Raw genomic sequence first — 24,444 nt, 5'->3', positions numbered from 1 at the left:
ACCTAAGCCCTGTAGCGTACAGGGCCCAGGCTCAAACGGCTTAACGATCACTGTCCAGGTTTTGGGGCGCAGTTCAAATTAAGCGATACGCACCACCGGTAGGAGCCAGCGCAGCGGGCGAACGCGGTTTCAGCCTGACAATACATCACCTGCAACCTCCTGTTCGTCAGCTTTGCTGGGCTCCTACAGCGTGGCGTGTAATCCCGTCAACAGCAGCCGCTGCTCGAACTGCTCGCGCAGCCCATTAGGGCTGGCCAGGTGCATCCGTTCCAGATGCGCCATGTATAAGCCCGGCTCCGGAGCATCCAGCGCCGCCCGGCCCAAGTCCAGCAGCTCACTTAGGTGGAATTTGCTCTTGAGCCAGTTCAAGGCGCGCAGCAGGTCTTTTTCCGTCGACGAGAAATCGCTGCCCAGGGGGTACTCCGGGAATAACCTGCCATGGCGCGCACGAATCTCTTCCAGATGCTGGGGCGTATTGTTGGTAAACCGCGGGTCGATACGAAAGTCCCGGGGCAGCTTGCCCGCCAACTGGGCCTGGTCCAGCAGGGCCGGCTGGAACCGCGAATCACTGATGTTGAGCAGGGCTTCGATCACCTGTTCATCGCGCTTGCCCCGCAGGTTGGCGATGCCGTATTCGGTGATTACGATGTCCCGCAGGTGCCGAGGCACGGTGCATTGATTCTGTTCCCAGAGGATAGTAGAGCTCACCACCCCGCCGCTTTCCCGCCAACTGCGTACTAGCAATATCGACCGCGCATCTTCGAGTTCATGGCCCTGCACCACGAAATCGAACTGCCCACCCACACCGCTAAGCACACGGCCATCCGGCAGCTGGTCGGAGACCGCCGCCCCCAGCAGGGTGACGCTGAGCGCGGTATTGATAAAACGGGCGTGTTGTCGCTGCTCTCGCTTCAGGGTTTCGTCCCCATACAAGCGGTTCACATAGCTGATAGCGGTCATGGCAAAACGCGCGCGCGCCTGCAGCGGCATTTCCCGCAAGCGGGCGTAAAACGCTTCCGGGCCGATAAAGAATCCGCTATGCAATACAGCGCCTTCCTCGTCCAAAGGCTGCGCCGGCCCCTGTGGGCCACCCGTCACGCGGCGTCGCAAGATGCCGGCATCGGCCAATACCAGCAAGCCGTTCACAAACATCTCGCTGCAGCCATAGAGACCTTCGGCAAAGGGCGCCAGGCCACCTTCTTGAGCGATTAGCAAGCCCCACTGTGCCTGCTGCGCGTCTTCCACCAAAGCCTGATAACCCTGGTTATCCGCTTGGCGGGACAGTAAGGCGGCAGTGATGGCATCGCCCAGGGCACCAATCCCGATCTGCAGGGTGCCCCCGTCTTTCACCAGGGTACTGGCATGCAGGCCAATAAAATGCTCCCGGGTACCTACGGGTTGATTTGGGGTCGAGAACAACCGGCTTTGTTCAGGCGTATCGATCAGCACATCGAACTGGGACCTTGGCAATTCCGCCGGGCCGGGCATGTAAGGCAGTTGAGTGTGCACATGCCCAACCATCAATATGGCCTCACCCTGGCGTCGCCGGGCCTCCAGCAGCGGCAACAGGTCCAGTGTGATGTCTGGGTTGCAACTCAGGCTTAGCCAGCCCGGCCGTTGCGGGTCTTCGGCTACCAGTTGCGCCACCAGGTTAAGGCCCTGGGCATTGATGTCCCGCGCCGCGTGGCTGTAATTGCTGCTGACATAGCCTTGCTGGGCTTGCGCGCTGCTACCCAAGGCGCCGGGCTGCATGAAGAATTGCTCTACCCGAACATTGGGCGGCAAGTTGCTGGCGGCAAGGTCCGTTAGAAAGTCCAGTTCGGGGTAGTCCGCGTAGACTTGCTCGATAAAAGGTTCGAGGAACCTGCGCTGCAAGCCATCGCCCAACGCGGGGCGGCTCAGGCAGAGCGCGGTATAAAGGGTCAGTTGTCGCTCTGGCAGGGTTTTGATACGGGCATACAAGGCATTGGCGAAGCGGTTGGGTTTACCCAGGCCCAGGGGCAAGCCCATTCGGATATGCGTGGGTAGCCGGCCCAACGCCACATCGACCGCCTGTTCCAGGCTTAGCAAATCGGTCATCGCCACCTCCATTTCCGGATGCACTGGTGACTAGACCCGCGGGCGAGATTAACGTTTCGCGCAGGGTCGTTCCCGGCCCTGGCTCCAGCCCACAGGCCAGGCCTACAGTAAGGTTAGAAATTCGCAGGCGTGGCAGCGCTGATCAAACGGGCAGGCACATCGTAGGGGTTGCGGAAGCGATGCGGGCGGGTACTTTCGAAGTAATAGCTGTCCCCCACCTCCAGCACGAAGGTTTCCAAGCCCACTATCAGCTCCAACTGGCCCTCGATCAGGATGCCGGTTTCTTCGCCGTCGTGGGTGAGCATTTCTTGCCCGGTGTCGGCCCCCGGTGGGTAAATCTCGGTCAGGAATGCAATGGCACGGTTGCTATGCCCCCGGCCAACCAGCTTCATAGTGACTTCGCCGTCGGAAATATCGATCAGCTCGTTAGCCTTATAGACCACCTGGGCGGTACTTTCAGGGGCCAGCTCTTCGGAAAAGAACTCCACCATGGACATGGGTATGCCGCTCAACACCTTGCGCAGTGAGCTGATCGACGGGCTGACGCTGTTTTTCTCGATCATCGAGATGGTGCTGTTGGTCACCCCCGCACGTTTGGCCAGTTCACGCTGAGACAGGCCCTTGAGCTTGCGGATGGCTTGCAATCGTTCACCGACGTCCAATGGTGGAGCCTCCTGGGGATAGCCGCTGTAAGAATGAACGGTATGATCGCAACAGCGTTCAGTATTTACAACAGCGCACCCGCCCAGGGGTTGACCTGTGATCAAACGGTGTAGGTGCGTGGCACTCGTTTCAAGTTGCAGAACAGCTGGTAGGGAATGGTTTGCGCCCAACTTGCCACTTCGCTGGCCAACACCTGCCGCCCCCAGAACTCGACCACACTGCCCAGCCCTGCCTCGGGCACGTTGGTAAGGTCGATGCACAGCATGTCCATGGACACTCGGCCCAACAAACGGCTGCGTTTGCCTGCCACCCTCACGGGAGTGCCTGTCGGCGCATGACGAGGGTAGCCGTCGGCGTACCCCATGGCCACTACCCCCACACGCATAGGCCGGTCAGTAACGAAATGCTGCCCATAGCCCACCGGTTCGCCCGCGGGCAAATCGCGCACGCTGATGACCCGCGACTCAAGTGTCATGACCGGCACCAGCCTATCCGCTTGTGGGTGAGGCTGTTCGAAAGGGCTGGCGCCATACAGCATAAGGCCCGGGCGTACCCAGTCACTGGGTATTTGAGGCCAACCTAGAACAGCGGGCGAATTGCGCAGGCTCACTTGCGCGCTAAGGCCTTCGCAGGCGGCAACGAATTGCGTGAGCTGCTCGCCACTGCGGGGGTTGTCCAGCTCGTCAGCGCTAGAGAAGTGGCTCATCATTACCACCTTGGCGACCTTACCGCTGGCCAATAAACGTTGATAGGCGTGGGCATAGTCCGCCGGGCTTATACCTACCCGATGCATACCTGAATCCAGCTTCAACCAAGCGGTAATGGGCGTGCGTAATTCAGCCTGCTCGATCAGTTCTACCTGCCACAAGGCATGCACCACGCACCACAGGTTGTGCTCCACCAACAGTGGCAACTCGCTCGCTTCGAAAAAGCCTTCCAGCAGCAGGATCGGCGCCTGGATGCCCGCCTCGCGGAGGGCTAGGGCCTCTTCGATACAGGCAACGGCAAAACCGTCCGCCCACTCGCCCAAGGCATCGGCGCAGCGTACGGCACCATGGCCATAGGCGTCAGCTTTCACCACCGCCAGCGCGCGGCCGTAGGTAAGTTCTTTGGCCAGGCGATAGTTGTCACAAAAGGCTTGAAGGTCGATCAGGGCACGAGCGGGGCGCATGGAGCTGCTCTTCGAGGTAGGTTGGGGCGAAAAAACCCGGCTGCCGCAAGACAGACCGGGCTGAGAAACGGTTACTTCACTGCCGCCGTGACAGACAGCTCGACAAGAATGCCCGGCTCGCACAGCTTGGCCTGCACAGTGGCGCGGGCAGGTGCTACGCCGTCAGGCAACCAGGTATCCCATACCGCATTCATGCCTTCGAAATGGGCGTCGATGTCTTTGAGATAAATCGTCACCGACAGCAGATGCTCCTTGCCGCTACCCGCAAGCGCCAACAGTTTCTCGATGGCAGCCAAGGTTTCCCGGGTTTGCTGCTCGATACCTGCCGCCATGTCATCAGCTACCTGCCCTGCCAAATACACCACTCCGTGGTGGGTGACGACTTGGCTCATGCGTTCATTGGTGAGCTGGCGCTGGATTGCCATGCGTGGAAACCTCCTGATGATTGCCGTAGCGGGAAATGTCTAGACCCTCGGCACTGATTTGCGGTGTTTTGCTAGCAATGAGGTCGGCGAGCAATCGACCAGAGCCACAGGCCATGGTCCACCCTAGGGTGCCGTGGCCGGTATTAAGGAACAGGTTACGCCGCGAGGTTCCACCAATAATTGGCGTACCGTCCGGCGTAGTCGGGCGCAAACCGGTCCAGAAACTGGCCTGGCTCAGGTCGCCGCCGCGAGGATAAAGATCATTGACAATCATCTCCAGCGTTTCGCGTCGGCGCGGGTTCAGCGACAGATCAAAGCCGGCGATTTCTGCCATGCCACCGACGCGAATCCGGTTGTCGAAGCGGGTAATCGCAACCTTGTAGGTTTCATCAAGGATGGTGGATACCGGCGCCATGGCCGAGTTGGTGATCGGTACTGTCAGCGAATAACCTTTGAGAGGATACACCGGTGCCTTGATGCCCAGTGGCTTGAGCAAGGCCGGCGAGTAGCTGCCCAACGCCAGCACATAGCGATCAGCCGTTTCTAGCTTGCCGTCGATATACACGCCATTGACGTAGTCACCGGCAACATCCAGGCGCTCTATCGTCTGCCCGAAGCGGAATTCCACCCCGAGAGCCTTGGCCATTTCCGCAAGGCGCGTGGTGAACATCTGGCAATCGCCGGTCTGGTCATTGGGCAAGCGCAGCGCGCCAACCAACAGGTTCCCAGTGGCCGCCAAGGCAGGTTCCACACGAGCAATACCGGCGCGGTCCAGTAATTCATAGGGCACACCGGACCGCTGCAGAACGGCGATATCCTTGGCGGCGTTGTCCAACTGCTCCTGGGTGCGGAATACTTGAGTCGTACCCAGGGCGCGGCCTTCGTAGGCCAGGCCGGTTTCGGCACGCAGCTCGTCGAGGCAGTCACGGCTGTACTCGGACAGCCGCACCATGCGTTCTTTGTTGATGGCGTAACGGCTAGCGGTGCAGTTGCGCAGCATCTGCGCCATCCATAGGTATTGGTCCACGCTTGGGGTGGCTTTGATCGCCAAGGGTGCGTGGCGCTGCGCCAGCCATTTCAAGGCTTTCAGCGGCACCCCAGGCGCGGCCCAAGGCGAGGCATAACCTGGCGAAACCTGGCCGGCATTAGCGAAACTGGTTTCCATGGCCACTGCCGGCTGACGATCGACGACGACCACCTCGAACCCCTGCTGGGCAAGGTAATACGCAGAAGTGGTGCCTATCACACCACCGCCCAACACCAGGACTCGCATGCTCAACCCCTTCGCGCGGCCCGGCCGCGGCTCGAATACATATGGCTAAATGGCAGCAGTATATTGATTTAAAACCAGTGCTTTTCACTGTATGCAGGGCTATATTTGGCGAGAATTCTCGGCCTTAATGGCATTAGTGGAGGTGCTTCGCCTATGCGTACCCAGCATCAAACAAAACGTGAACTCGATAAAATTGACCGTAATATCCTGCGGCTGTTACAAGCCGATGGTCGTTTGTCGTTCACCGAACTGGGAGAGAAAGTAGGCCTGTCCACTACCCCGTGCACGGAGCGTGTACGCCGACTGGAGCGCGAAGGCATCATCATGGGCTATAGCGCCCGCCTGAACCCAGAGCATTTGAAGGCTAGCCTGCTGGTGTTCGTAGAAATCAGCCTGGACTACAAATCAGGGGACACCTTCGAGGAGTTTCGCCGCGCCGTGCTCAAACTGCCCCATGTGTTGGAATGCCACTTGGTGTCAGGGCATTTCGACTATTTGGTCAAGGCACGTATTTCAGAGATGGCATCCTATCGCAAATTATTAGGCGATATTCTGCTCAAACTTCCCCATGTACGAGAATCCAAAAGCTATATCGTGATGGAAGAGGTTAAGGAAAGCCTGACGTTGCCTGTGCCGGATTGAGTTACAGCAAAGGTGCGCACCGCAGGCGCGCCGGATGGGGAATACGCTCTGATGGTTAGGTGACCGCCTATATTCTGGACAACATCTCGGCGAAAGAATAAGCCCATCAAGGGGGGCTTGCCCCTCGCCTTTATCCACCCCTACCTTACCCAGAATGGCTTGCGCGCCTCTTGGTATTGCTGCGAACGGCTCAGCCCTATATCCGACAGTTCCAAGGGGCCTAACTCCAGCAACTGGCGCCGAGTGGCCCAGCGTTGGTACCACATCGCCCAAAGCTGACTTACCGAAACTGCCAGCCTACTATGCAGCCTTGTGGCTGTGCCTGCGCTGCCTAGCGCTGGTTGATTCACAGGCCGTTGTATATCTGTAGCACTGCTCATGACCACCTCCCGCTTTCATCCCGTAAGCAAAGGATGCCGCGAAGGCGCACTAGGATACAGACTCAAGAAAGGCTTTTATTTTCAATACAGATACTGACAGTTACGGCTATACCGGTGTATTTTTCAGATATCTGTACTGGTTTCTTACTGAGCCTCTACCAAAATTGCCCCTATGACCCTCTATATAAACCTTGCCCAAGTGCTTGGGGAGCGGATAGAACAGGGCCTCTACCGCCCTGGGGACCGCCTGCCATCAGTGCGCGCCCTCAGCACTGAACATGGCGTAAGCCTGAGCACCGTACAGCAAGCCTATCGGCTGCTCGAAGACAACGGCCTTGCCACGCCCCGGCCAAAGTCGGGTTACTTCGTCTCCAATAAAACCCTGCCCGCGCTCCCAGAAGTTGGCCGGCCGGCTCAGCGGCCGGTAGAGATCTCTCAGTGGGATCAAGTCGTAGAGCTGGTGCGCATGCCACCGCGCAAAGATATCGTGCAACTCGGCCGTGGCATGCCGGATGTCACCAGCCCTACCTTGAAACCCCTGTTGCGTAGCTTGGCCCAGCTCAGTCGGCGTCAAGACCTCTCCGGGCTGCATTACGACACCGTGTATGGCACCGAAGCCCTGCGCGAACAGATCGCCCGGCTGTTGGTGGATTCTGGCTGTCGGCTCAGCGCCGCGGACTTGGTGGTGACCACGGGGTGCCATGAAGCGCTGTCCAGTAGCGTGCGCGCGATCTGCCAGCCTGGGGATATCGTAGCGGTGGACTCACCTAGCTTCTTTGGGGCTATGCAAACCCTGAAGGGGGCGGGCATGAAGGCGATGGAAATCCCCACGGACCCGGTCAACGGCATCAGCCTCGAAGCCCTGGAGCTGGCGCTGGAGCAATGGCCGGTGAAAGCCATTCAGTTGACCCCCAACTGCAATAACCCCCTGGGCTACGTGATGCCCGAGGCGCGCAAGCGGCAGCTGCTCACCCTGGCGCAGCGGTTCGACGTGGCCATTATCGAAGACGACGTGTACGGTGACTTGGCCTACACCTACCCCCGGCCACGCACCATCAAGTCTTTCGACGTGGATGGCCGGGTGCTGTTGTGCAGCTCGTTTTCCAAAACCCTCGCGCCAGGCCTGCGGGTCGGCTTCGTAGCCCCAGGCCGCTATCTGGAGCGGGTGCTGCATATGAAGTATATCGGCACAGGTAGCAGCGCGCCTCAGCCGCAATTGGCCATTGCCGATTTTATCGAGGCCGGGCACTTCGAGCCGCACCTGCGGCGCATGCGTGCCCAATATCAAAAGGGCCGCGACCAGATGACCGACTGGGTAAGGCGGTACTTCCCGGCCAGTACCCGGGTCAGCCGGCCCCAAGGCGCATTTATGCTGTGGGTGGAGCTGCCCGAAGGCTTCGACACTCTCCGGCTGAACCAGGCGCTGATGGCCCAAGGCGTGCAAATCGCAGTGGGCAGTATTTTTTCGGCCTCAGGGAAATTCCGAAACTGCCTACGCATGAATTTCGCCTCGACCGCTAGCCCTACGGTAGAAGCGGCCGTACGCCGGGTGGGTGAAACCGCCAGTGAACTGCTGGCGAACATGCGCGCGGCCAACGCGTAACTTTCTAAGCGCAACGGCTGTCAGATAGGCACCTTTGACAGCCACGAGACCCCCATGGCCCTGATTGCTCGCATACTGGCAGCGGCGCTGCTGGGCCTTACCCTTGGCGGCTGCGGCAGCCAATCGGTACAACAGGTACCCAGTGAACGCCTTCCCGCGCAGCAGTCGGAATTTGGCCGCTCCATCCTGCAACAGGCCGCGGCGCACCCTGGCCTGTCGGGCTTTCGCCTGCTGCCTAACAGCGGTGAGGCATTTCGGGCCCGGGCCGAGCTGATACGCAACGCCCGCACCAGCCTGGACCTTCAGTACTATATCGTGCACGACGGGCTAAGCACGCGAGCGTTGATGCGCGAAGTGTTGGATGCGGCGGACCGGGGCGTACGGGTGCGCATCCTGCTGGATGACACCGCCAGTGATGACATCGAGGCCTTGCTGGGCACCGTGGCCAGCCACCCCAACATCAAGGTGCGGCTGTTCAACCCTACGCACCTTGGCCGCGGCACGGGCGTAACCCGAAGCTTCGGGCGATTGCTGAACCTTTCCCAGCAACACCGGCGCATGCACAACAAAGTGTGGATCGCCGATGACAGCGCCGCCATCGTGGGTGGGCGCAACCTGGGCGATGAGTACTTCGATGCCGAACCCAATCTGAACTTCACTGACATCGACCTGCTGGGCCTTGGACCCGTAGCTCGCGACCTGGGTTACAGCTTCGACCAATACTGGAACCACCGGCTTAGCCGGCCGCTGCGCGAACTCTACGACGTGCCCCAAGCACGGGAGGTGCTGCCTGCGTTCCGGGAAAAACTTGAGCATGCACTGCTTAAGGCCAGTGTGAAACAAAAAACCTTGTACGACAGCCTGATGGGTTACCGCAGCGCGCCTCTCCTGGCCCGCTGGCGTGAAGAGCTGATCTGGGCGCCTAGCACGGTGATGTGGGACGCACCGGCCAAGGTGCTTGCTCAAGGCGAACCCGACCCGCACTTGTTGTTGACCACGCAATTGGCCCCCGAGCTACTGGCAGTGCACCAAGAGTTGCTGTTGATTTCCGCCTACTTCGTGCCACGGGACCCTGGTGTGCTCTATTTGACCGGCCGGGCCGACCAAGGCGTAGCGGTGTCACTACTAACGAACTCACTGGAGGCCACCGACGTGCCAGCGGTGCATGGCGGCTACGCGCCCTACCGTAAGGTGCTGCTTGAGCACGGGGTAAAGCTTTATGAGTTGCGGCGCCAGCCTGGCGACGATGCCAGCTTCTCCTACCGTCTGCATGGCAGCTCGGCCTCCAGCTTGCATAGCAAGGCCATGGTATTCGATGGCCGCAAGGTGTTTATCGGCTCGTTCAACTTCGACCCTCGCTCGGTGCTGTGGAATACCGAAGTGGGTGTGTTGGTGGACAGCCCTGAACTGGCCGGCTACACCCGCGAACTTGCGCTACAAGGGATGTCCCCGGCCTTGAGTTATCAGGTACGGTTAGAAAATGGCACGATGGAATGGGTGACCGAAGACAATCACCGCCCCCATGTACTGCACCAAGAACCAGGTGATTGGTGGCGGCGCTTCAATGCCTGGATGAGCCAGCGCATCGGGTTGGAGAAGATGCTGTAAGGGCGCCCCATAGGCTTGCCCGCTCTGTTCAGCTAGCCTTCACGGCACCCAGTGGCGCCTGCCGACAGGCCATGAACACCAAGCCTGCCGCGCCCACGGCCATCATCAACGGCAGGGCGTGGCCGCTTAGCCATTGGCTGCCAGCCCCGGCCACCAGAGGCCCTACCAAGCAACCCACGCCCCACAACTGGGCCACGTTCGCATTGGCGCGCACCAACTCGTCATCGCGAAAGTGCTCGCCAATAAACACCAGTGACAAGGTGAACAACCCACCGGCGCTGGCGCCGAACAGCACCCACAATGGCCATACCACAGGATGCTGGATAGCCAAGGGAATCAAGGCACTGCTTAGGGCCAGCAACGCGGCGCAGCCTGTGAACAATGCCCGGCGTGGCAAACGGTCGGCTAGCGCGCCAATAGGCAACTGCAATACCGCGTCCCCCAATACTACGGCACTGACCATATAAAGCGCAGTGTGCGGGTCGTATCCCTGCTGCAGGCAATACACCGGCAACAGCGACAGGATCAGCGCTTCAAAGCCTGCGAACAGGGCAATGGCGTAGGCAATCACCGGCAAGCGCTGGCAAAAAGCCCAGAGGTCGGCCAGGGTGACGGTTACCGCCTCTGTGACAGGCGCGCCGCCGCGCTTGAGCAATAACAGCGGCGCTACCACTAATAGGCCCGTTGCCAACCAGAAGCCGTCATCCTGCGCGGTGCCGATGGCACCTAACAGCAAAGGCCCAGCCAGTTGGCTCAAGGCATAACAGCAGCCATACAACGCCACCAGGCGGCCACGCCACTGCTCTACCACTAACTGGTTGATCCAGCTTTCGCCCAGAATGAACACAATGGTCAGTACGCTGCCGATCATTAGCCGCAGCACTAGCCACAGGCCATAGCTGGGCCATAGCGCCAATAGCCCGATGGATAAGGCTCCGGCGCCCAGGCAGCACTGCATCGCCCGGCCAGTACCAAGGCGTGCCGCCAGGCGGCTGGAAACACGCGCCCCCAGCAGTACGCCGAAGGCTGGCATGGCTGACATTACACCGATCGCAAAACTGCCATAGCCCCAGTGTTCAAGCCGTAGCGCCACCAGCGGCATGCTCATGCCCAGCGCCAAGCCTACGCTCAACACCGAGGACAGCACGGCAAAATAGGTTCCCCACGGCATTGAGCGCTCCAGCCACACAAGCAGGTAATGGCAAATCCCCGGCCATGGCTGGCCGGGGTGAATAACGCGGGGTTAGAGCTTGATCCAGGTCGCCTTGAGCTCGGTGTACTTGTCGAAGGCGTGTAGGGATTTGTCCCGGCCATTGCCCGACTGCTTGAAGCCCCCGAACGGCGCAGTCATGTCGCCGCCATCGTATTGGTTGACCCACACGCTGCCAGCACGCACCGCGCGAGCGGTTTTGTGCGCCTTGGAAATGTCTGAGGTCCAGATACCCGCTGCCAGCCCGTAAGGGGTGTCGTTAGCGATGTCTACGGCTTCCTCGGCAGAGTCAAAGGTGATAACCGACAACACCGGGCCGAAAATTTCTTCCTTGGCGATGCGCATGGCGTTGTTCACGCCATCGAAGATGGTCGGCTCCACGTAGGTGCCCCCGGTGTCTTCCATGATGCGCTTGCCGCCGGTCAATAGGGTTGCACCATCGCTATGGCCGGACTCGATATACCCCAGCACGGTATTCATCTGCTGGGTATCCACCAAAGCGCCCACGTTAGTGGCTGGGTCCAGCGGGTTACCGGGCTTCCAGGCCTTGAGGGCCTCTACCACCATGGGCAAAAAGCGCTCCTTGATGGAGCGCTCTACCAGCAGGCGAGAGCCCGCGGTGCACACTTCTCCCTGGTTAAAGGCGATGGCACTGGCGGCAGCCTCGGCGGCGGCCTGGAGGTCCGGCGCGTCGGCGAATACGATGTTGGGGCTTTTGCCGCCAGCTTCGAGCCATACGCGCTTCATGTTGGACTCACCGGCGTAGACCATCAGTTGCTTGGCAATACGGGTGGAGCCCGTGAACACCACTGTGTCCACATCCATATGCAAGGCCAGCGCCTTGCCTACGGTGTGGCCGTAGCCAGGCAGTACGTTCAGCACGCCCGCCGGGATGCCTGCTTCGAGTGCCAATTGAGCGATACGAATGGCGGTAAGCGGGGATTTTTCCGAAGGCTTGAGCACTACCGAGTTGCCTGTGGACAGCGCAGGCCCCAATTTCCAGCAGGCCATCATCAGCGGGAAGTTCCACGGTACGATAGCAGCGACTACCCCCACCGGCTCGCGGGTTACCAGGCCCAATTGATTGTGGGGCGTGGCGGCAACTTCATCGTAAAGCTTGTCGATGGCTTCACCACTCCAGCTCAGTGCATTGGCTGCGCCTGGAACGTCTACGTTCAGCGAGTCGCCAATAGGCTTACCCATGTCCAGGGTTTCGAGCAGTGCCAGCTCTTCGGCATTGGCCCTGAGCAGTGCGGCGAAGCGAATCATCACTGCTTTGCGCTTGGCCGGCGCCAGGCGCGACCAAGTGCCTGCCTCGAATACTGTCCGGGCGTTGGCCACGGCAAGGGTGGCGTCGGCCTCATCACAGCTGGCCACTTCGCCCAACAGGCGGCCGTCTACCGGGCTGACGCATTCGAAAGTCGCACCGGAAGCGGCTGCGGTGTATTGGCCATCAATAAAGGCGCGGCCTTCGAAACTCAAGGCCTGGGCGCGCTGCTGCCAATCGGCCAGGGTCAGGGTGCTAGGCATAACGAAACTCCTCTTATAGATTAAGCGGCAGGGGAAGCTCGTGTCTGGACACCCACTTGACTCAAGCTCGGCCAAAGGCTTTTACCCTAAACCACTGCCGTCGAGCTTTCAATATATTTGACACCTACGCGCTAGCGGCGGTCTCATGTCTGTTTTATTGAACAATGAAAGGTACTGTATGAGCGTGGAGCAGATCGTTGATTTCGCCGTAGGCACTCCAGACCCCGCTCGCTACAAGCCGCCAGCGGAAAAAATCCTGGCTGGCGAGCCGGATCAAACGGTGTTCAATCATTACAGTAGCCCCTGTGAGCAATTCTCCGCAGGTGTTTGGGAGGGAGCGGTTGGCCAATGGACCGTCAGCTACAGCGAACATGAATATTGCGAGATCGTGCAGGGGGTGTCAGTGATCCGCGATAAAGCCGGCAATGCCCGCACCGTTCGCGCGGGTGACCGCTTCGTGATCCCCGCGGGTTTCAAGGGCACCTGGGAAGTGCTTGAGCCCTGCCGAAAAATCTACGTGGTGTTCGAAGCGCATAAGTAACGCAGGTGCAGCCTGGCCGCTGACGAAGATGAAGCGCCTCGGTTCGAGGCCTTACTTTAAAGGAGTCAGCCATGACCAACCCTGAAATCGAACGCGCCCTTCAGCACCTGGTAGGTACCCGCTACGTTCCAAGCCTGAAAACCTATATCAGTGAACTCACGAGCCGCCCGCGCGTTGTGGGGCCGAATGAAATCACTACCCGGGAATTCGACGCCGAACGCATTCATGTCAAAGTCGACTCCGCTCGCGTTATCACTGGCTTCGCATTCAACTGAGCTATGGCCTGATAAGCAGGCAAAAAAAACCCGCATCCTAGGATGCGGGTTTTTTCGGTCGCAAAGATCAATTACTTGATCTTGGCTTCCTTGTAGATCACGTGCTTGCGAACCACCGGATCAAATTTCTTGATCTCGATCTTGTCGGGGGTGGTACGTTTGTTCTTGTCGGTGGTGTAGAAGTGGCCAGTACCGGCGCTCGACACCAAACGGATCAATTCACGCATGACTTTCTCCCTTAAACCTTGATGCCATCGCGGCGGATATCGACCAGAACGGCGTCAATGCCACGCTTGTCAATGATACGCATGCCTTTGGCGGATACGCGCAGACGCACGAAACGCTTCTCGGACTCGACCCAGAAGCGATGGTGCTGCAGGTTCGGCAGGAAACGACGACGGGTTTTGTTGTTTGCGTGGGAAATATTGTTCCCAGTCACCGGACCCTTACCGGTAACTTGACAGACTCTCGACATGCCTCAGCCCTCTAAACCACATGCCCAACCCGGCATGGGTTGGCCGCTTTATCTCTCAGTCAAAATGGCGCGAAGGCTCCAAAGGCCCTCGAAACGCCGTGTTTCGCAGGAGCAGACGGGCATGGCCCGTTGAGCTAAATGCCCTACCCCTAGAAAAGAGCGCTGCTTTATACCAGAAACGAGGCCGCGCAACAACAGGCACCCTTACGCCCAGGCTGTGTCAACCCCTGGGCACCCTGACCTCACTGGGGTGTAGCCCGGCTGCCATTCGTCGAGGACGAAGGAAAAATTGAATGGCTAAAAGCGCGCGCGATCTTTAGCTTACGAATTTCCCAGACTGCACCGGCAGATGGCCCACCCGTTCACGCCAAGGAACCGACCATGCGTCTTGCCTTAACCCCGCTCTTTCTTGCCCTGCTGGGAACCTGCGCCGTGGCCCAGGCCAAACCTCTCGCGGTGTGCACCGAAGCCAGCCCTGAAGGGTTCGACGTGGTGCAATACAACTCGCTGACTACCACCAACGCCTCGGCCGATGTGCTGATGAACCGCTTGGTGGAGTTCGACGCCAAGACGGGCAAGGTACTACCGAGCCTTGCCGAACGGTGGAGCGTGAGCGACGACGGCCTGACGTACATCTTCGACTTGCGCAAAGACGCACGCTTTCATAGCACCGACTACTTCAAGCCTTCACGGGCGCTGACGGCAGACGACGTGGTGTTTAGCTTCAAGCGCATGCTTGACCCTGACAATGCCTGGCACAAAGTCGCCCAGAGTGGCTTCCCTCACGCTCAATCCATGCAACTGCCGGGCTTGATCAAACAGGTTGACGCACCCTCGCCTACTTCCGTGCGCTTTGTACTGAATCACCCAGATGCGACTTTCCTGGCCACCTTGAGCATGGGCTTTGCCTCTATTTATTCAGCCGAATACGCCGACCAGTTGATGAAAGCTGGCACGCCAGAAAAGCTCAACAGCCAGCCCATCGGTACCGGCCCCTTCGTGTTCGTGCGGTACCAAAAAGATGCCCAGGTGCGCTACAAAGCCAATGCCGATTACTTTGCCGGCAAGCCATCGGTGGACCCGCTGATCTATGCTATCAGCCCCGACCCTAACGTGCGCATGCAGCGCCTGCGCGCCGGGGAATGCCAGGTAGCGCTGTCGCCCAAGCCCCAGGACCTTGCAGCCGCAAAGAAAGACAGCAAACTGCAAATCCTGGAAACCCCGGCTTTCATGACAGCATTCGTGGCCATCAACAGCCAGCATCCGCCGCTGGACAAGCCCCAGGTACGCCAAGCCATCAACCTGGCATTCGATAAAGCCAGTTATTTGAAGGCTGTATTCGAGGACACCGCACAGCCCGCCAATGGCATTTACCCCACAAATACCTGGGGCTACGCCAGCGATGCCCACCTGTACGATCACAACCCGGAAAAAGCACGGGCATTGCTCGCCGAGGCCGGCTTGAAGGATGGCTTCAGCACCACGATCTGGACTCGCCCCAGCGGCAGCTTGCTTAACCCCGCGCCAGCGGCCGGGGCGCAACTGTTGCAGGCGGACCTGGCACAGGTGGGCATCAAGGCGCAAATCCGCACCATCGAGTGGGGCGAGCTTATTCGCCGCGCCAAGGCTGGCGAACATGACCTGTTGTTCATGGGCTGGGCGGGCGATAACGGCGATCCGGATAATTTCCTCACGCCGCAGTTTTCTTGCGCCGCCGTCAAATCAGGCACCAACTTCGCCCGCTATTGCGACCCGAAGCTCGATGGCCTGATCACCAAAGGTAAGGTCACTTCGACCCAGGCAGACCGAAGCGCGCTGTACCGCCAAGCGCAAACGCTGATCCAGCAGCAGGCCCTATGGCTGCCCCTGGCTCACCCACAGGTCAGCGTACTGGCGGCCAAAGGCCTTAAAGGCTATGAACCCAGCCCCTTCGGCCGGCAAGACTTCGCCAAGGTAAATGTGGAATAGCGTTGGAGGGCACAGGCCGCTTCCGAGCGGCCTACATCAACCCCAGCTCAGCCATGGAAAGCGGCTCCCCCTCGCCAATAATAAAGTGGTCCAGCACCCGTACATCGATATACGCCAGCGCCTCCTTTATACGTTGCGTCAGTTGCCGGTCGGCCATGCTCGCCTCAGCGATGCCTGAGGGGTGATTGTGGCAGAGGATAAGCGCGGCGGCGTTGTGAGCCAGGGCGCGCTTGACCACTTGCCGCGGGTACACGCAGGCACTGTCGATGGACCCTTGGAACAGCGGCTCGAACCCCAGCACGCGGTGGCGCGCATCCAGATACAAACAGGCAAACACCTCATGGGGCTCGTGGCGCAGCATGGCCTTGAGGTAGTCGCGCACCGCCGAGGCATTTTCCAGCGCCGAGTCGCGGCGCAGCTGAGCAGCCAGGTGCCGCCGGGCGATCTCCAACACAGCCTGTAGCTGGGCATATTTGGCCTCGCCTAACCCCAGATGAGCGCTGAACGTGGGCAAGTCGGCTTGCAACAAACCACGTAAACCGCCAAGTTCATCCAATAGGTGACGGGCCAGCTCTACGGCATCACAACCCTTGACGCCCGTTCGCAAGAAAATCGCCAACAGCTCGGCATCGGAAAGCACCTGAGCGCCCCGGCTCAGTAGTTTTTCCCGTGGCCGCTCCGCCACGGGCCAGTCTCGAATGGCCATGTTCCCTCCTTGTCAGCCTAGGGCGCCACTGCTCCATTGCGGGCGCTGTGCTATCTTAGCCCAACTTTTTTGCGCGACGGCTAGCGGGGCTACCGCAGTACTTGATTACCACCCCCAATGGCCCTCGCGCCTGCCCGGCGGCCCCGTACGCCGTGGCCTGGCGGTCGAAATGGCCTTGTGCAAAGGATCGTTTCCGATCGTAACTTCACGCGAACAAAGGCAGGCCTAATGCAGCGGCTGTATCGAAAACGCATCGTTCTCGGCGTCGGTGGCGGTATTGCCGCTTACAAAAGCGCCGAACTGGTTCGCCGGCTTCTGGAGCAAGGCGCGGAAGTGCGGGTCGTGATGACCCGTGGCGGTGCGCAATTCATTACCCCACTTACCCTTCAAGCACTCTCCGGCCACCCGGTACACCTGGACCTTCTCGACCCGGCGGCCGAAGCCGCCATGGGGCATATCGAGCTGGCTCGCTGGGCCGACCTGGTGCTTATCGCACCCGCCACCGCCGACTTGATCGCCCGGTTGGCCCAGGGCCTGGCCGATGACCTGCTGACCACACTGGTGCTGGCGACCGACGCCACCGTGGCGCTGGCGCCAGCGATGAACCAGGCCATGTGGCGCGACCCGGCCACCCAAGCCAACCTGCAAACCGTGCAGACTCGCGGGTTAAAGCTGTTTGGCCCAGGCTCGGGCAGCCAGGCTTGCGGCGATATTGGCCTTGGGCGGATGCTCGAACCCACCGACCTTGCGCACTTGGCCGCAGACTGCTTCCAGCGCCAAGCGTTGACTGGCAAGCAGGTGCTGATCACGGCCGGGCCTACCCAAGAAAACATCGACCCGGTGCGTTACATCACCAATCATAGCTCCGGCAAGATGGGCTTTGCCCTGGCCGAAGCCGCGGTAGAAGCTGGGGCGCGGGTCACGCTGGTGACCGGGCCGGTCCACCTGCCTACCCCGGACCGGGTCAGCCGTATCGACGTGGTCAGTGCCCGTGACATGCTGGCTGCCTGCGAGGCCGCCATGCCGTGCGACATTCTCATTGCCTCGGCGGCCGTGGCGGACTACCGGCCGGAAGTGATCGCCCCGCAGAAGCTTAAGAAAGACCCAAGTACTGGGGACGGCATGCTGCTACGCATGGTGCGCAACCCAGACATCCTGGCCACACTCTCCGGCCGCGCCGACCGCCCCTTCAGCGTGGGCTTCGCCGCCGAAACCGAAAACCTGCTCGATTACGCCGCGCGCAAATTGCGAGACAAGAACCTCGACCTGATCGTAGCCAATGACGTGGCTAACCCCACCATTGGTTTCAACAGCGAAGAGAACGCCTGCAGCGTGATCGACCGTCAGTTGCACGAAACCCTGCTTCCTCAAACCAGTAAAGGCAAGATCGCGCGGCAGTTGATCGCGCTGATCGCCGCCCGTATTCATCAGGTTCAATAAGCCATGCACGCTTTACAAGCCCGTATTCTAGATCCGCGCCTGGGCCGCGACTTCCCGCTACCCGATTACGCTACACCCGGCTCCGCCGGCCTGGACCTGCGTGCCATGCTGCCCCAGGCCACCACCCTGGCCCCAGGCCAAACGTTGCTGATTCCTACCGGGCTGTCGATCTACATCGCCGACCCTGGCCTGGCAGCGTTGGTACTGCCACGTTCGGGGCTAGGGCATAAACATGGCATCGTGTTGGGCAACTTGGTAGGTTTGATCGATTCGGATTATCAAGGCGAGCTGATGGTCTCCTGCTGGAACCGTGGTGATACTTCATTTGAAATCAACGTCGGCGAACGTATTGCTCAACTGGTACTGGTGCCCGTGGTGCAGGCGCGGTTCGAGGTCGTAGAAGCATTCGACCAGAGCCAACGGGGTGCTGGTGGCTTCGGGCATTCCGGGAGCCACTGACCGCCCGCCGGGCAACATTTTCAGGACGAAACAAGGAGTGGGCGTGAACCACATCACTGAGCAAGATCCCAGCCTTAAGGCCTCCAAAGACAGCGCTACCGACCTGCACCTGCTACGGCCAGGGCTGTGGGTCGCCGCTCTCGGGCTACTGGTGGCGGCATTGCTGCTGTGGATCGGCCAGCCTGGCCCGTCGCAGCAGGCGTGGCGCTGGCAACTGGCCCAGTCGGCGGCCTCGGCCCAGGCCGCGACACTGCGCCAGGCCTTTGCTCAAATCACCGCGGATACGCAAGCCGCCGCGGCGGACCCGGCCCTGATCGCCGCCGTACAAAGTGGCGACAGCGCTCGGTTGCGCAATGCTGAAGCCAGCCTGCGGTACCGTGACGCGGTTGCCGATGCTTTTGTAACGCCCCTTGGCCAGGGCGAGCCAACCGATAACCGCGCCGCCCCTTTTACCTTCGCCGCCCTGGATTTACTCCGCCGCAGCGAAGCGGGCCCGCCGCCACCGTTGGAGGCCCAGCGGGCTGGAAACCGTTGGCTGGTGTACAGCGCGGTAGCGGTACATGCGCCCGCCAGCCAACAGGTAGTGGGTACGTTGCTGTTGGCGGTTGACCTGCAACGGGCGCTGCGCGGTTTACCTTCGTTGCCCCCAGAAGCCGGTGAGCTGGTCTTCGAGCAGCGCTTTGGCGATGGGCCAGTGCAGGTGCTGTATAAAACCGGCACGCCGGGCTCGGCTCGCCCCTATGCGCTGGACCTCGGCAACCCCCACTGGAACGTGCGTTTTACCCCTGGCAGCGCTTACGGCGCGCCTATGCCCTGGGTTTCCATTGCCTTGGCGCTGGCGGCCTTGCTGATTGCCGCCGGCGCCTTCTGGGTGGCCATGCTCTTGGTAATTCGCGGTTTACGCGGGCGTTTAAAGGGTGACGCCCAACAATTGAACCAGCTGGTCGAAGAACTCTCGGGCGGAAAAGCCGTCAAAGCGTTCAGTTTGAGCCTTGCGGAGCTGAACGGACTGGCCCAGGCCCTTGCCCGCTTCTCCTTGCGCGATCGCCAGACCAACCCCGGCGCCCCTTTGGCGCTTGAATCCAACGGCATTACGACTCGCAGTGCCCCGGTTGCCAACCCCACCCGCTCAACCAGGCTGGAGGGTGCTCGGCCACCTTTTCAAGAAACTGACGTACTCGGTGTCGGGATACTCGATGCCGACCAGGACTTCCTGCGAATGGAGCATCCCCCCGCTATGAACAGCATTGCACAAGTTCCACCCCAGGTTCCGGCCAGCATTTTCCGCGCCTATGATATTCGCGGCATCGTTCCTGACACCCTGACCGCAGAAACCGCCTATTGGATTGGCCGCGCTATCGGCACTCAAAGCCTGACACAGGGCGAGCCTCATGTATCCGTTGGCCGCGATGGTCGCCTTTCGGGGCCAGAGTTGGTTCAGCAGTTGATTCAAGGCGTGGCTGACAGCGGCTGTCAGGTCACTGACGTAGGCATGGTGCCTACCGGGGCACTGTATTTCGCCGCCGCTATCGATCTCGATAACCTGGACGGCGAAATCAAGGCCCGGGCTGGGTCGGGCGTAATGCTCACCGGCAGCCACAACCCGGCCAATTATAACGGCTTCAAGATCATCATCGCTGGCGATACTCTAGCCAACGAGCAGATCCAGAAGCTGTACGAGCGTATTCGCGACAACGACCTGGCCAGCGGCCAGGGCTCGATCAAGAAGGTCGACATCCTCAAGCCGTACAACGCGTACATCCAGAAAGACATCGCCGTGCCACGCAAGCTGAAAGTGGTCGTGGACTGCGGCAATGGCGTGGGTGGCGTGATCGCGCCTCAGCTGATTGAACAGCTTAACTGCGAAGTGATTCCGTTGTTCTGCGACGTAGACGGCAACTTCCCGAACCATCACCCCGATCCGGGCAAGCTGGAAAACCTGGAAGACCTGATCGCCAAGGTGAAAGAAACCGGCGCGGACTTGGGCCTGGCCTTTGACGGCGACGCTGACCGCGTGGGCGTGGTGACCAACGAAGGTAATGTGGTTTTCCCTGATCGCCTGCTGATGCTGTTCGCTCAAGATGTGCTAAGCCGCAACCCTGGCGCCGATATCATTTACGACGTCAAATGCAGCCGCAACTTGAAGAAGCTGATCGAGGACCATAAAGGCCGCCCGGTTATGTACAAAACCGGCCACTCCTTGATCAAGAAAAAGATGAAGGAAACCGGTGCCCTGCTTGCAGGCGAAATGAGTGGCCATGTGTTCTTCAAAGAACGTTGGTTCGGTTTTGACGACGGCATCTACGGCGCAGCCCGCCTGCTTGAAATTCTCAGTCAAAAGCGCGAAACCGCTGAAGCCATCTTCGCCAAGTTCCCCAATGACGTGTCCACTCCAGAAATCAACATCAAGGTGACTGAAGAAACCAAATTCAGCATCATTGAAGCCTTGGTCAGCGACGCACAGTGGGGCGATGCCAGCCTGAACAAGATTGACGGCGTACGGGTGGACTACCGCAATGGCTGGGGCTTGGTACGCGCCTCCAACACCACGCCAGTGCTGGTACTGCGTTTCGAAGCCGAAGATGAAGCTGAGCTGGAACGCATCAAGGCTGTTTTCCGTGATCAGCTCAAGCGTGTTGCCCCCGACCTTACGATACCCTTCTAACCCATCAGGAGCCCTGCATGACCCTCGACCGTGATGCCGCCACCAACGTTGCCAAGGTACTGTCTGAAGCCTTGCCGTATATCCGACGCTTCGTCGGCAAGACGTTGGTGATCAAGTACGGCGGCAACGCTATGGAAAGCGAGGAGTTGAAAACCGGGTTTGCTCGCGACGTGGTACTGATGAAGGCCGTGGGCATCAATCCGGTGGTCGTGCATGGCGGCGGGCCGCAGATCGGCGACTTGCTCAAGCGCCTTAACATCGAAAGCCACTTCATTGATGGCATGCGCGTTACCGACGCGCAAACCATGGATGTGGTGGAGATGGTCTTGGGTGGTCAGGTGAACAAGAGCATCGTTAACCTGATCAACCGCCACGGCGGTAGCGCCATCGGCCTGACCGGCAAGGACGCGGAGTTGATCCGCGCCCGCAAGTTGAAGGTCACCCGCCAAACGCCGGGCATGGACAAGCCCGAAATTATCGATATCGGCCTGGTTGGCGAAGTCAGCGGGGTCAATACCGGCCTGCTGAATATGCTGGTCAAGGGCGATTTCATCCCTGTCATCGCACCCATTGGCGTGGGCGACGATGGTGAGTCCTATAACATCAACGCCGACCTGGTCGCAGGCAAGGTTGCCGAGGCCCTGCAGGCGGAAAAACTGATGCTGCTAACCAACATCGCCGGTTTGATGGACAAGCAAGGCAAGGTGCTGACCGGCATGAGCACCGAGCAAGTGGACGCGTTGATCGCGGACGGGACCATCTATGGTGGTATGCTGCCAAAGATTCGTTGCGCCTTGGAAGCCGTTCAAGGCGGCGTTAACAGCGCTCATATCATTGATGGTCGAGTACCCAATGCCGTGTTGTTGGAGATCTTCACCGACAGCGGCGTAGGCACCCTGATTACCAATAGCTAAGCGCCGCCCATAGGAGCGAGCGCAAGCTCGCGAAAATACCGCACAGGCAGCTAATAATGCACTGTTCGCCAGCTCTGCCGGCTCCTACAACGAACCCACTTGTGCGGCAAGGATAAGACGGTATCTACGGCCCGTTTAGCTGCTCCAGCCTGGCGCGGTCAGCGTTGAACGCGCTGTCCGCGTCTTGGCGCATTTGCCTGTACCGGCCGATCTGGGCATTTAACTCGGCCCTGCGCTGGCGAACGGCCTCTAGCTGGTCCAGCACCATGGATGACACCGGCTGGCCGTTGCGCTCCTGGTTGGCCGCGTCCCCTTGCAACGAGGCTTGTTGCGAACTCAGATTGGCCAAATCCCCATTAGCCGCGCTGATCAGGCTGTCTATCTCGGCCAATTGACGTTGCCGTGTGCGCTCAAGATCCTCGATACCGGTATAGCGTACGCGCAGTTTATCGTCGGCGTCAGCCTGCGCCCGCTTGGCAGTGTTGGCTTGAATTTGCTCAGGGGTCAGGGCAGGAGGAATGGTTTGCAGCACGCGCCCTTGAGCGTTCAGCACTTGGTACCCCTTGGAAACAAACTCCGGCGGTACGCCTTGACGGTCAAGCACCAATATGCCGTGGTCATCGGTATAGCGGTATAACTGCACAGCGTGCGAGGGTGGCGCGGCTGAGGCCATCATGGGCATCACAAGCCCTACCATGATGACCCTGCCGCGCCCCATGGCTAGATTCCGTACTGCGCACGATAGGCCTCTACGGCCGGGAGGTGCTGCTTGAGCTGTACATCTTCGGCAAGGTATTCAAGCACTTGATCGAGGGACACGATGCTCACCACAGGCATGCCGTAGTCTCGCTCCACCTCTTGAATGGCCGACAGCTCGCCCTTGCCACGCTCTTGACGGTTGAGCGCGATCAAGACCGCCGCCGCCCGGGCGCCTTCGGCCTGGATGATGGTCATCACCTCGCGAATGGCCGTGCCCGCGGTGATCACGTCATCGATGATCAATACATCACCTTTGAGCGGGGCGCCTACCAGGCTGCCGCCCTCGCCATGGTCCTTGGCTTCTTTGCGGTTGAAGCACCAAGGCACATCCCGCCCGTGTTTATCGGCCAGCGCCACGGCGGTCGCCGAGGCCAAGGGAATACCTTTATAGGCGGGGCCGAACAGCACATCGAAGCTCAGGCCACTGTCGACGATGGCCGAGGCATAGCACTGCCCCAAGTGGGCCAGGGCCGAGCCGGTGTTGAACAACCCGGCATTAAAGAAGTAAGGACTGGTACGCCCGGACTTCAAAGTGAACTCGCCGAAGCGCAGCACGCCCCGCTCGATTGCAAAACGAATGAAGTCACGCTGATAGGCTTGCATGTAAAAGTCCTGAATACCACGGATTTAGCTAAATAACTTGACCTCGGGTATCATACACCCACGAGATTTTTGGGGCCATTTATGCGGATCATCAGTGTGAACGTCAATGGGATTCAGGCTGCGGTGGAGCGAGGCTTGCTCAGCTGGCTGCAGGCCCAGAATGCCGACGTGATCTGCTTGCAGGATACCCGCGCCTCGGCGTTCGAACTGGACGACTCCGCCTATCAGCTCGATGGCTATTTCCTGTATGCGGCCGACGCGGAAGTGCCGGCTCAGGGTGGCGTTGCGTTGTATTCGCGGTTGCAGCCCAAGGCGATCATCAGCGGGCTAGGGTTTGAAACGTCCGATCGTTTCGGCCGTTACCTGCAAGCGGATTTCGACAAAGTCAGTATCGCGACCTTGCTGTTCCCTTCCGGGCGTGGGGGCGATGAAGAGCTGAATCAGAAATTCAAGTTGATGGACGACTTCGCTCGCTACCTCGACAAACAACGTCGCAAGCGGCGTGAGTACATCTACTGCGGGTCGCTCTACGTGGCCCAGCAGAAACTGGACATCAAGAACTGGCGCGACAGCCAGCAGTCACCGGGCTTCCTGGCGCCGGAGCGGGCCTGGATGGACGAAATCGTTGGCAACATGGGCTATGTGGACGCCCTGCGCGAAGTCAGCCGCGAGGCCGACCAGTACAGCTGGTGGCCAGACAGTGAGCAGGCCGAGATGCTCAACCTGGGTTGGCGCTTTGACTATCAGCTACTGACCCCTGGCCTTCGCCGCTTCGTGCGCAGCGCACGCCTGCCTCGCCAGCCACGGTTTTCGCAGCACGCGCCCTTTATCGTTGACTATGACTGGACGCTGACGATCTAAGCCGGGCCAACTGGCGAATGTGCCTACGCCCTGTTCGCGAGCTGCCGCTCACTCTTACATCGGTGACAGTCGTCGCGCGACTGTAGGAGCCAGCGCCAGCTGGCGAACGTATTCATATTGAACTGCGCCCCAAAACCTGGACAGTGATCGTTAAGCCGTTTGAGCCTGGGCCCTGTACGCTACAGGGCTTAGGT

The 24,444-nt window shown here is 59.9% G+C and carries 24 protein-coding genes; 11 read left to right on the top strand and 13 right to left on the bottom strand.

What is annotated here, in order from left to right; translation table 11 throughout:
- Positions 1–183: 183 nt before the first annotated feature.
- From ACWKV4_RS20420 to dadA, 5 genes are all read right to left on the bottom strand, one after another.
- Entirely contained in the window at positions 184–2,079 is a 1,896-nt protein-coding gene (locus ACWKV4_RS20420) for an acetyl-CoA hydrolase/transferase C-terminal domain-containing protein (RefSeq protein ID WP_483834022.1), read from the bottom strand.
- Between the two features lie 113 nt (positions 2,080–2,192).
- Positions 2,193–2,741 (bottom strand): cupin domain-containing protein, encoded by a 549-nt coding sequence (locus tag ACWKV4_RS20415; protein WP_483834021.1) that lies wholly within the window; start codon positions 2,739–2,741, stop codon positions 2,193–2,195.
- Positions 2,742–2,842: 101 nt separating this feature from the next.
- Positions 2,843–3,913, bottom strand: a complete 1,071-nt coding sequence (gene alr / locus ACWKV4_RS20410) for an alanine racemase (protein WP_483834020.1) — start codon at positions 3,911–3,913, stop codon at positions 2,843–2,845.
- A gap of 71 nt (positions 3,914–3,984) precedes the next feature.
- The gene (locus tag ACWKV4_RS20405; RefSeq protein WP_483834019.1) at positions 3,985–4,338 is read right to left on the bottom strand and encodes a RidA family protein; all 354 of its coding nucleotides are present in this window, start codon (positions 4,336–4,338) and stop codon (positions 3,985–3,987) included.
- Positions 4,310–5,611, bottom strand: a complete 1,302-nt coding sequence (gene dadA / locus ACWKV4_RS20400; protein ID WP_483834018.1) for a D-amino acid dehydrogenase — start codon at positions 5,609–5,611, stop codon at positions 4,310–4,312. The genes ACWKV4_RS20405 and dadA overlap by 29 nt, the downstream gene beginning before the upstream one ends.
- A gap of 153 nt (positions 5,612–5,764) precedes the next feature.
- Between dadA and ACWKV4_RS20395 the strand changes: the two genes are divergently transcribed.
- On the top strand, positions 5,765–6,253 hold the full coding sequence (locus ACWKV4_RS20395) for an Lrp/AsnC ligand binding domain-containing protein (RefSeq protein WP_483834017.1): 489 nt from the start codon (positions 5,765–5,767) through the stop codon (positions 6,251–6,253).
- 140 nt (positions 6,254–6,393) lie between these two features.
- Here the strand turns inward: ACWKV4_RS20395 and ACWKV4_RS20390 are convergent, their stop codons facing one another.
- Entirely contained in the window at positions 6,394–6,519 is a 126-nt protein-coding gene (locus ACWKV4_RS20390) for a DUF1127 domain-containing protein (protein ID WP_483834016.1), read from the bottom strand.
- A 286-nt stretch (positions 6,520–6,805) separates the two neighbouring features.
- Here ACWKV4_RS20390 and ACWKV4_RS20385 point away from each other — a divergent pair, with 286 nt between their 5' ends.
- Positions 6,806–8,236, top strand: a complete 1,431-nt coding sequence (locus tag ACWKV4_RS20385; RefSeq protein WP_483834015.1) for an aminotransferase-like domain-containing protein — start codon at positions 6,806–6,808, stop codon at positions 8,234–8,236.
- A 54-nt stretch (positions 8,237–8,290) separates the two neighbouring features.
- Positions 8,291–9,844 (top strand): phospholipase D family protein, encoded by a 1,554-nt coding sequence (locus ACWKV4_RS20380; RefSeq protein ID WP_483834014.1) that lies wholly within the window; start codon positions 8,291–8,293, stop codon positions 9,842–9,844.
- Between the two features lie 28 nt (positions 9,845–9,872).
- On the opposite strand, the gene ACWKV4_RS20375 is transcribed toward ACWKV4_RS20380, so the two are convergent.
- Positions 9,873–11,015, bottom strand: a complete 1,143-nt coding sequence (locus ACWKV4_RS20375) for an MFS transporter (RefSeq protein ID WP_483834013.1) — start codon at positions 11,013–11,015, stop codon at positions 9,873–9,875.
- A gap of 72 nt (positions 11,016–11,087) precedes the next feature.
- Positions 11,088–12,584 (bottom strand): aldehyde dehydrogenase, encoded by a 1,497-nt coding sequence (locus tag ACWKV4_RS20370; protein WP_483834012.1) that lies wholly within the window; start codon positions 12,582–12,584, stop codon positions 11,088–11,090.
- Between the two features lie 178 nt (positions 12,585–12,762).
- On the opposite strand from ACWKV4_RS20370, the gene ACWKV4_RS20365 reads away from it, so the two are divergent.
- Positions 12,763–13,125 (top strand): cupin domain-containing protein, encoded by a 363-nt coding sequence (locus ACWKV4_RS20365; protein WP_483834011.1) that lies wholly within the window; start codon positions 12,763–12,765, stop codon positions 13,123–13,125.
- Positions 13,126–13,196: 71 nt separating this feature from the next.
- The gene (locus tag ACWKV4_RS20360) at positions 13,197–13,400 is read left to right on the top strand and encodes a hypothetical protein (RefSeq protein ID WP_483834010.1); all 204 of its coding nucleotides are present in this window, start codon (positions 13,197–13,199) and stop codon (positions 13,398–13,400) included.
- A 71-nt stretch (positions 13,401–13,471) separates the two neighbouring features.
- Here the strand turns inward: ACWKV4_RS20360 and rpmG are convergent, their stop codons facing one another.
- Together rpmG and rpmB are read right to left on the bottom strand one after the other, a co-directional pair.
- Entirely contained in the window at positions 13,472–13,627 is a 156-nt protein-coding gene (rpmG, locus tag ACWKV4_RS20355; protein WP_003457707.1) for a 50S ribosomal protein L33, read from the bottom strand.
- Positions 13,628–13,638: 11 nt separating this feature from the next.
- Positions 13,639–13,875, bottom strand: a complete 237-nt coding sequence (rpmB, locus tag ACWKV4_RS20350) for a 50S ribosomal protein L28 (RefSeq protein ID WP_168083421.1) — start codon at positions 13,873–13,875, stop codon at positions 13,639–13,641.
- A 381-nt stretch (positions 13,876–14,256) separates the two neighbouring features.
- Here rpmB and ACWKV4_RS20345 point away from each other — a divergent pair, with 381 nt between their 5' ends.
- Positions 14,257–15,843 carry an ABC transporter substrate-binding protein gene (locus ACWKV4_RS20345; RefSeq protein WP_483834009.1) on the top strand — a complete coding sequence of 529 codons (1,587 nt, stop codon included), beginning with the start codon at positions 14,257–14,259 and terminating at the stop codon, positions 15,841–15,843.
- A 31-nt stretch (positions 15,844–15,874) separates the two neighbouring features.
- On the opposite strand, the gene radC is transcribed toward ACWKV4_RS20345, so the two are convergent.
- Entirely contained in the window at positions 15,875–16,549 is a 675-nt protein-coding gene (gene radC / locus ACWKV4_RS20340; protein WP_483834008.1) for a RadC family protein, read from the bottom strand.
- A 228-nt stretch (positions 16,550–16,777) separates the two neighbouring features.
- Between radC and coaBC the strand changes: the two genes are divergently transcribed.
- The 4 genes from coaBC to argB all read left to right on the top strand — a co-directional run bounded on the left by coaBC (position 16,778) and on the right by argB (position 22,027).
- Complete coding sequence (gene coaBC / locus ACWKV4_RS20335; RefSeq protein WP_483834007.1) at positions 16,778–17,989, top strand: bifunctional phosphopantothenoylcysteine decarboxylase/phosphopantothenate--cysteine ligase CoaBC; 1,212 nt, start codon at positions 16,778–16,780, stop codon at positions 17,987–17,989.
- Positions 17,990–17,992: 3 nt separating this feature from the next.
- On the top strand, positions 17,993–18,448 hold the full coding sequence (gene dut, locus ACWKV4_RS20330) for a dUTP diphosphatase (protein ID WP_483834006.1): 456 nt from the start codon (positions 17,993–17,995) through the stop codon (positions 18,446–18,448).
- A gap of 1,237 nt (positions 18,449–19,685) precedes the next feature.
- Positions 19,686–21,113: a phosphomannomutase/phosphoglucomutase gene (locus ACWKV4_RS20325; protein ID WP_483834023.1), complete on the top strand. Its 1,428-nt coding sequence runs from the start codon at positions 19,686–19,688 to the stop codon at positions 21,111–21,113.
- Positions 21,114–21,130: 17 nt separating this feature from the next.
- Positions 21,131–22,027 (top strand): acetylglutamate kinase, encoded by an 897-nt coding sequence (argB, locus tag ACWKV4_RS20320; RefSeq protein ID WP_483834005.1) that lies wholly within the window; start codon positions 21,131–21,133, stop codon positions 22,025–22,027.
- A gap of 124 nt (positions 22,028–22,151) precedes the next feature.
- On the opposite strand, the gene ACWKV4_RS20315 is transcribed toward argB, so the two are convergent.
- Both ACWKV4_RS20315 and pyrE read right to left on the bottom strand, forming a co-directional pair.
- Positions 22,152–22,709, bottom strand: coding sequence for a DUF4124 domain-containing protein (locus tag ACWKV4_RS20315; protein ID WP_483839554.1), 558 nt, complete (start codon positions 22,707–22,709; stop codon positions 22,152–22,154).
- A gap of 38 nt (positions 22,710–22,747) precedes the next feature.
- The gene (pyrE, locus tag ACWKV4_RS20310; protein ID WP_483834003.1) at positions 22,748–23,389 is read right to left on the bottom strand and encodes an orotate phosphoribosyltransferase; all 642 of its coding nucleotides are present in this window, start codon (positions 23,387–23,389) and stop codon (positions 22,748–22,750) included.
- A gap of 81 nt (positions 23,390–23,470) precedes the next feature.
- Between pyrE and ACWKV4_RS20305 the strand changes: the two genes are divergently transcribed.
- The gene (locus tag ACWKV4_RS20305; protein WP_483834002.1) at positions 23,471–24,250 is read left to right on the top strand and encodes a catabolite repression control protein Crc; all 780 of its coding nucleotides are present in this window, start codon (positions 23,471–23,473) and stop codon (positions 24,248–24,250) included.
- Positions 24,251–24,444: the final 194 nt, after the last annotated feature.

This window comes from Pseudomonas artemisiae, from assembly GCF_057128685.1.
The sequence above is the reverse complement of the archived record's forward strand: the minus strand, read 5'-3'. Positions and strand labels throughout refer to the sequence as shown.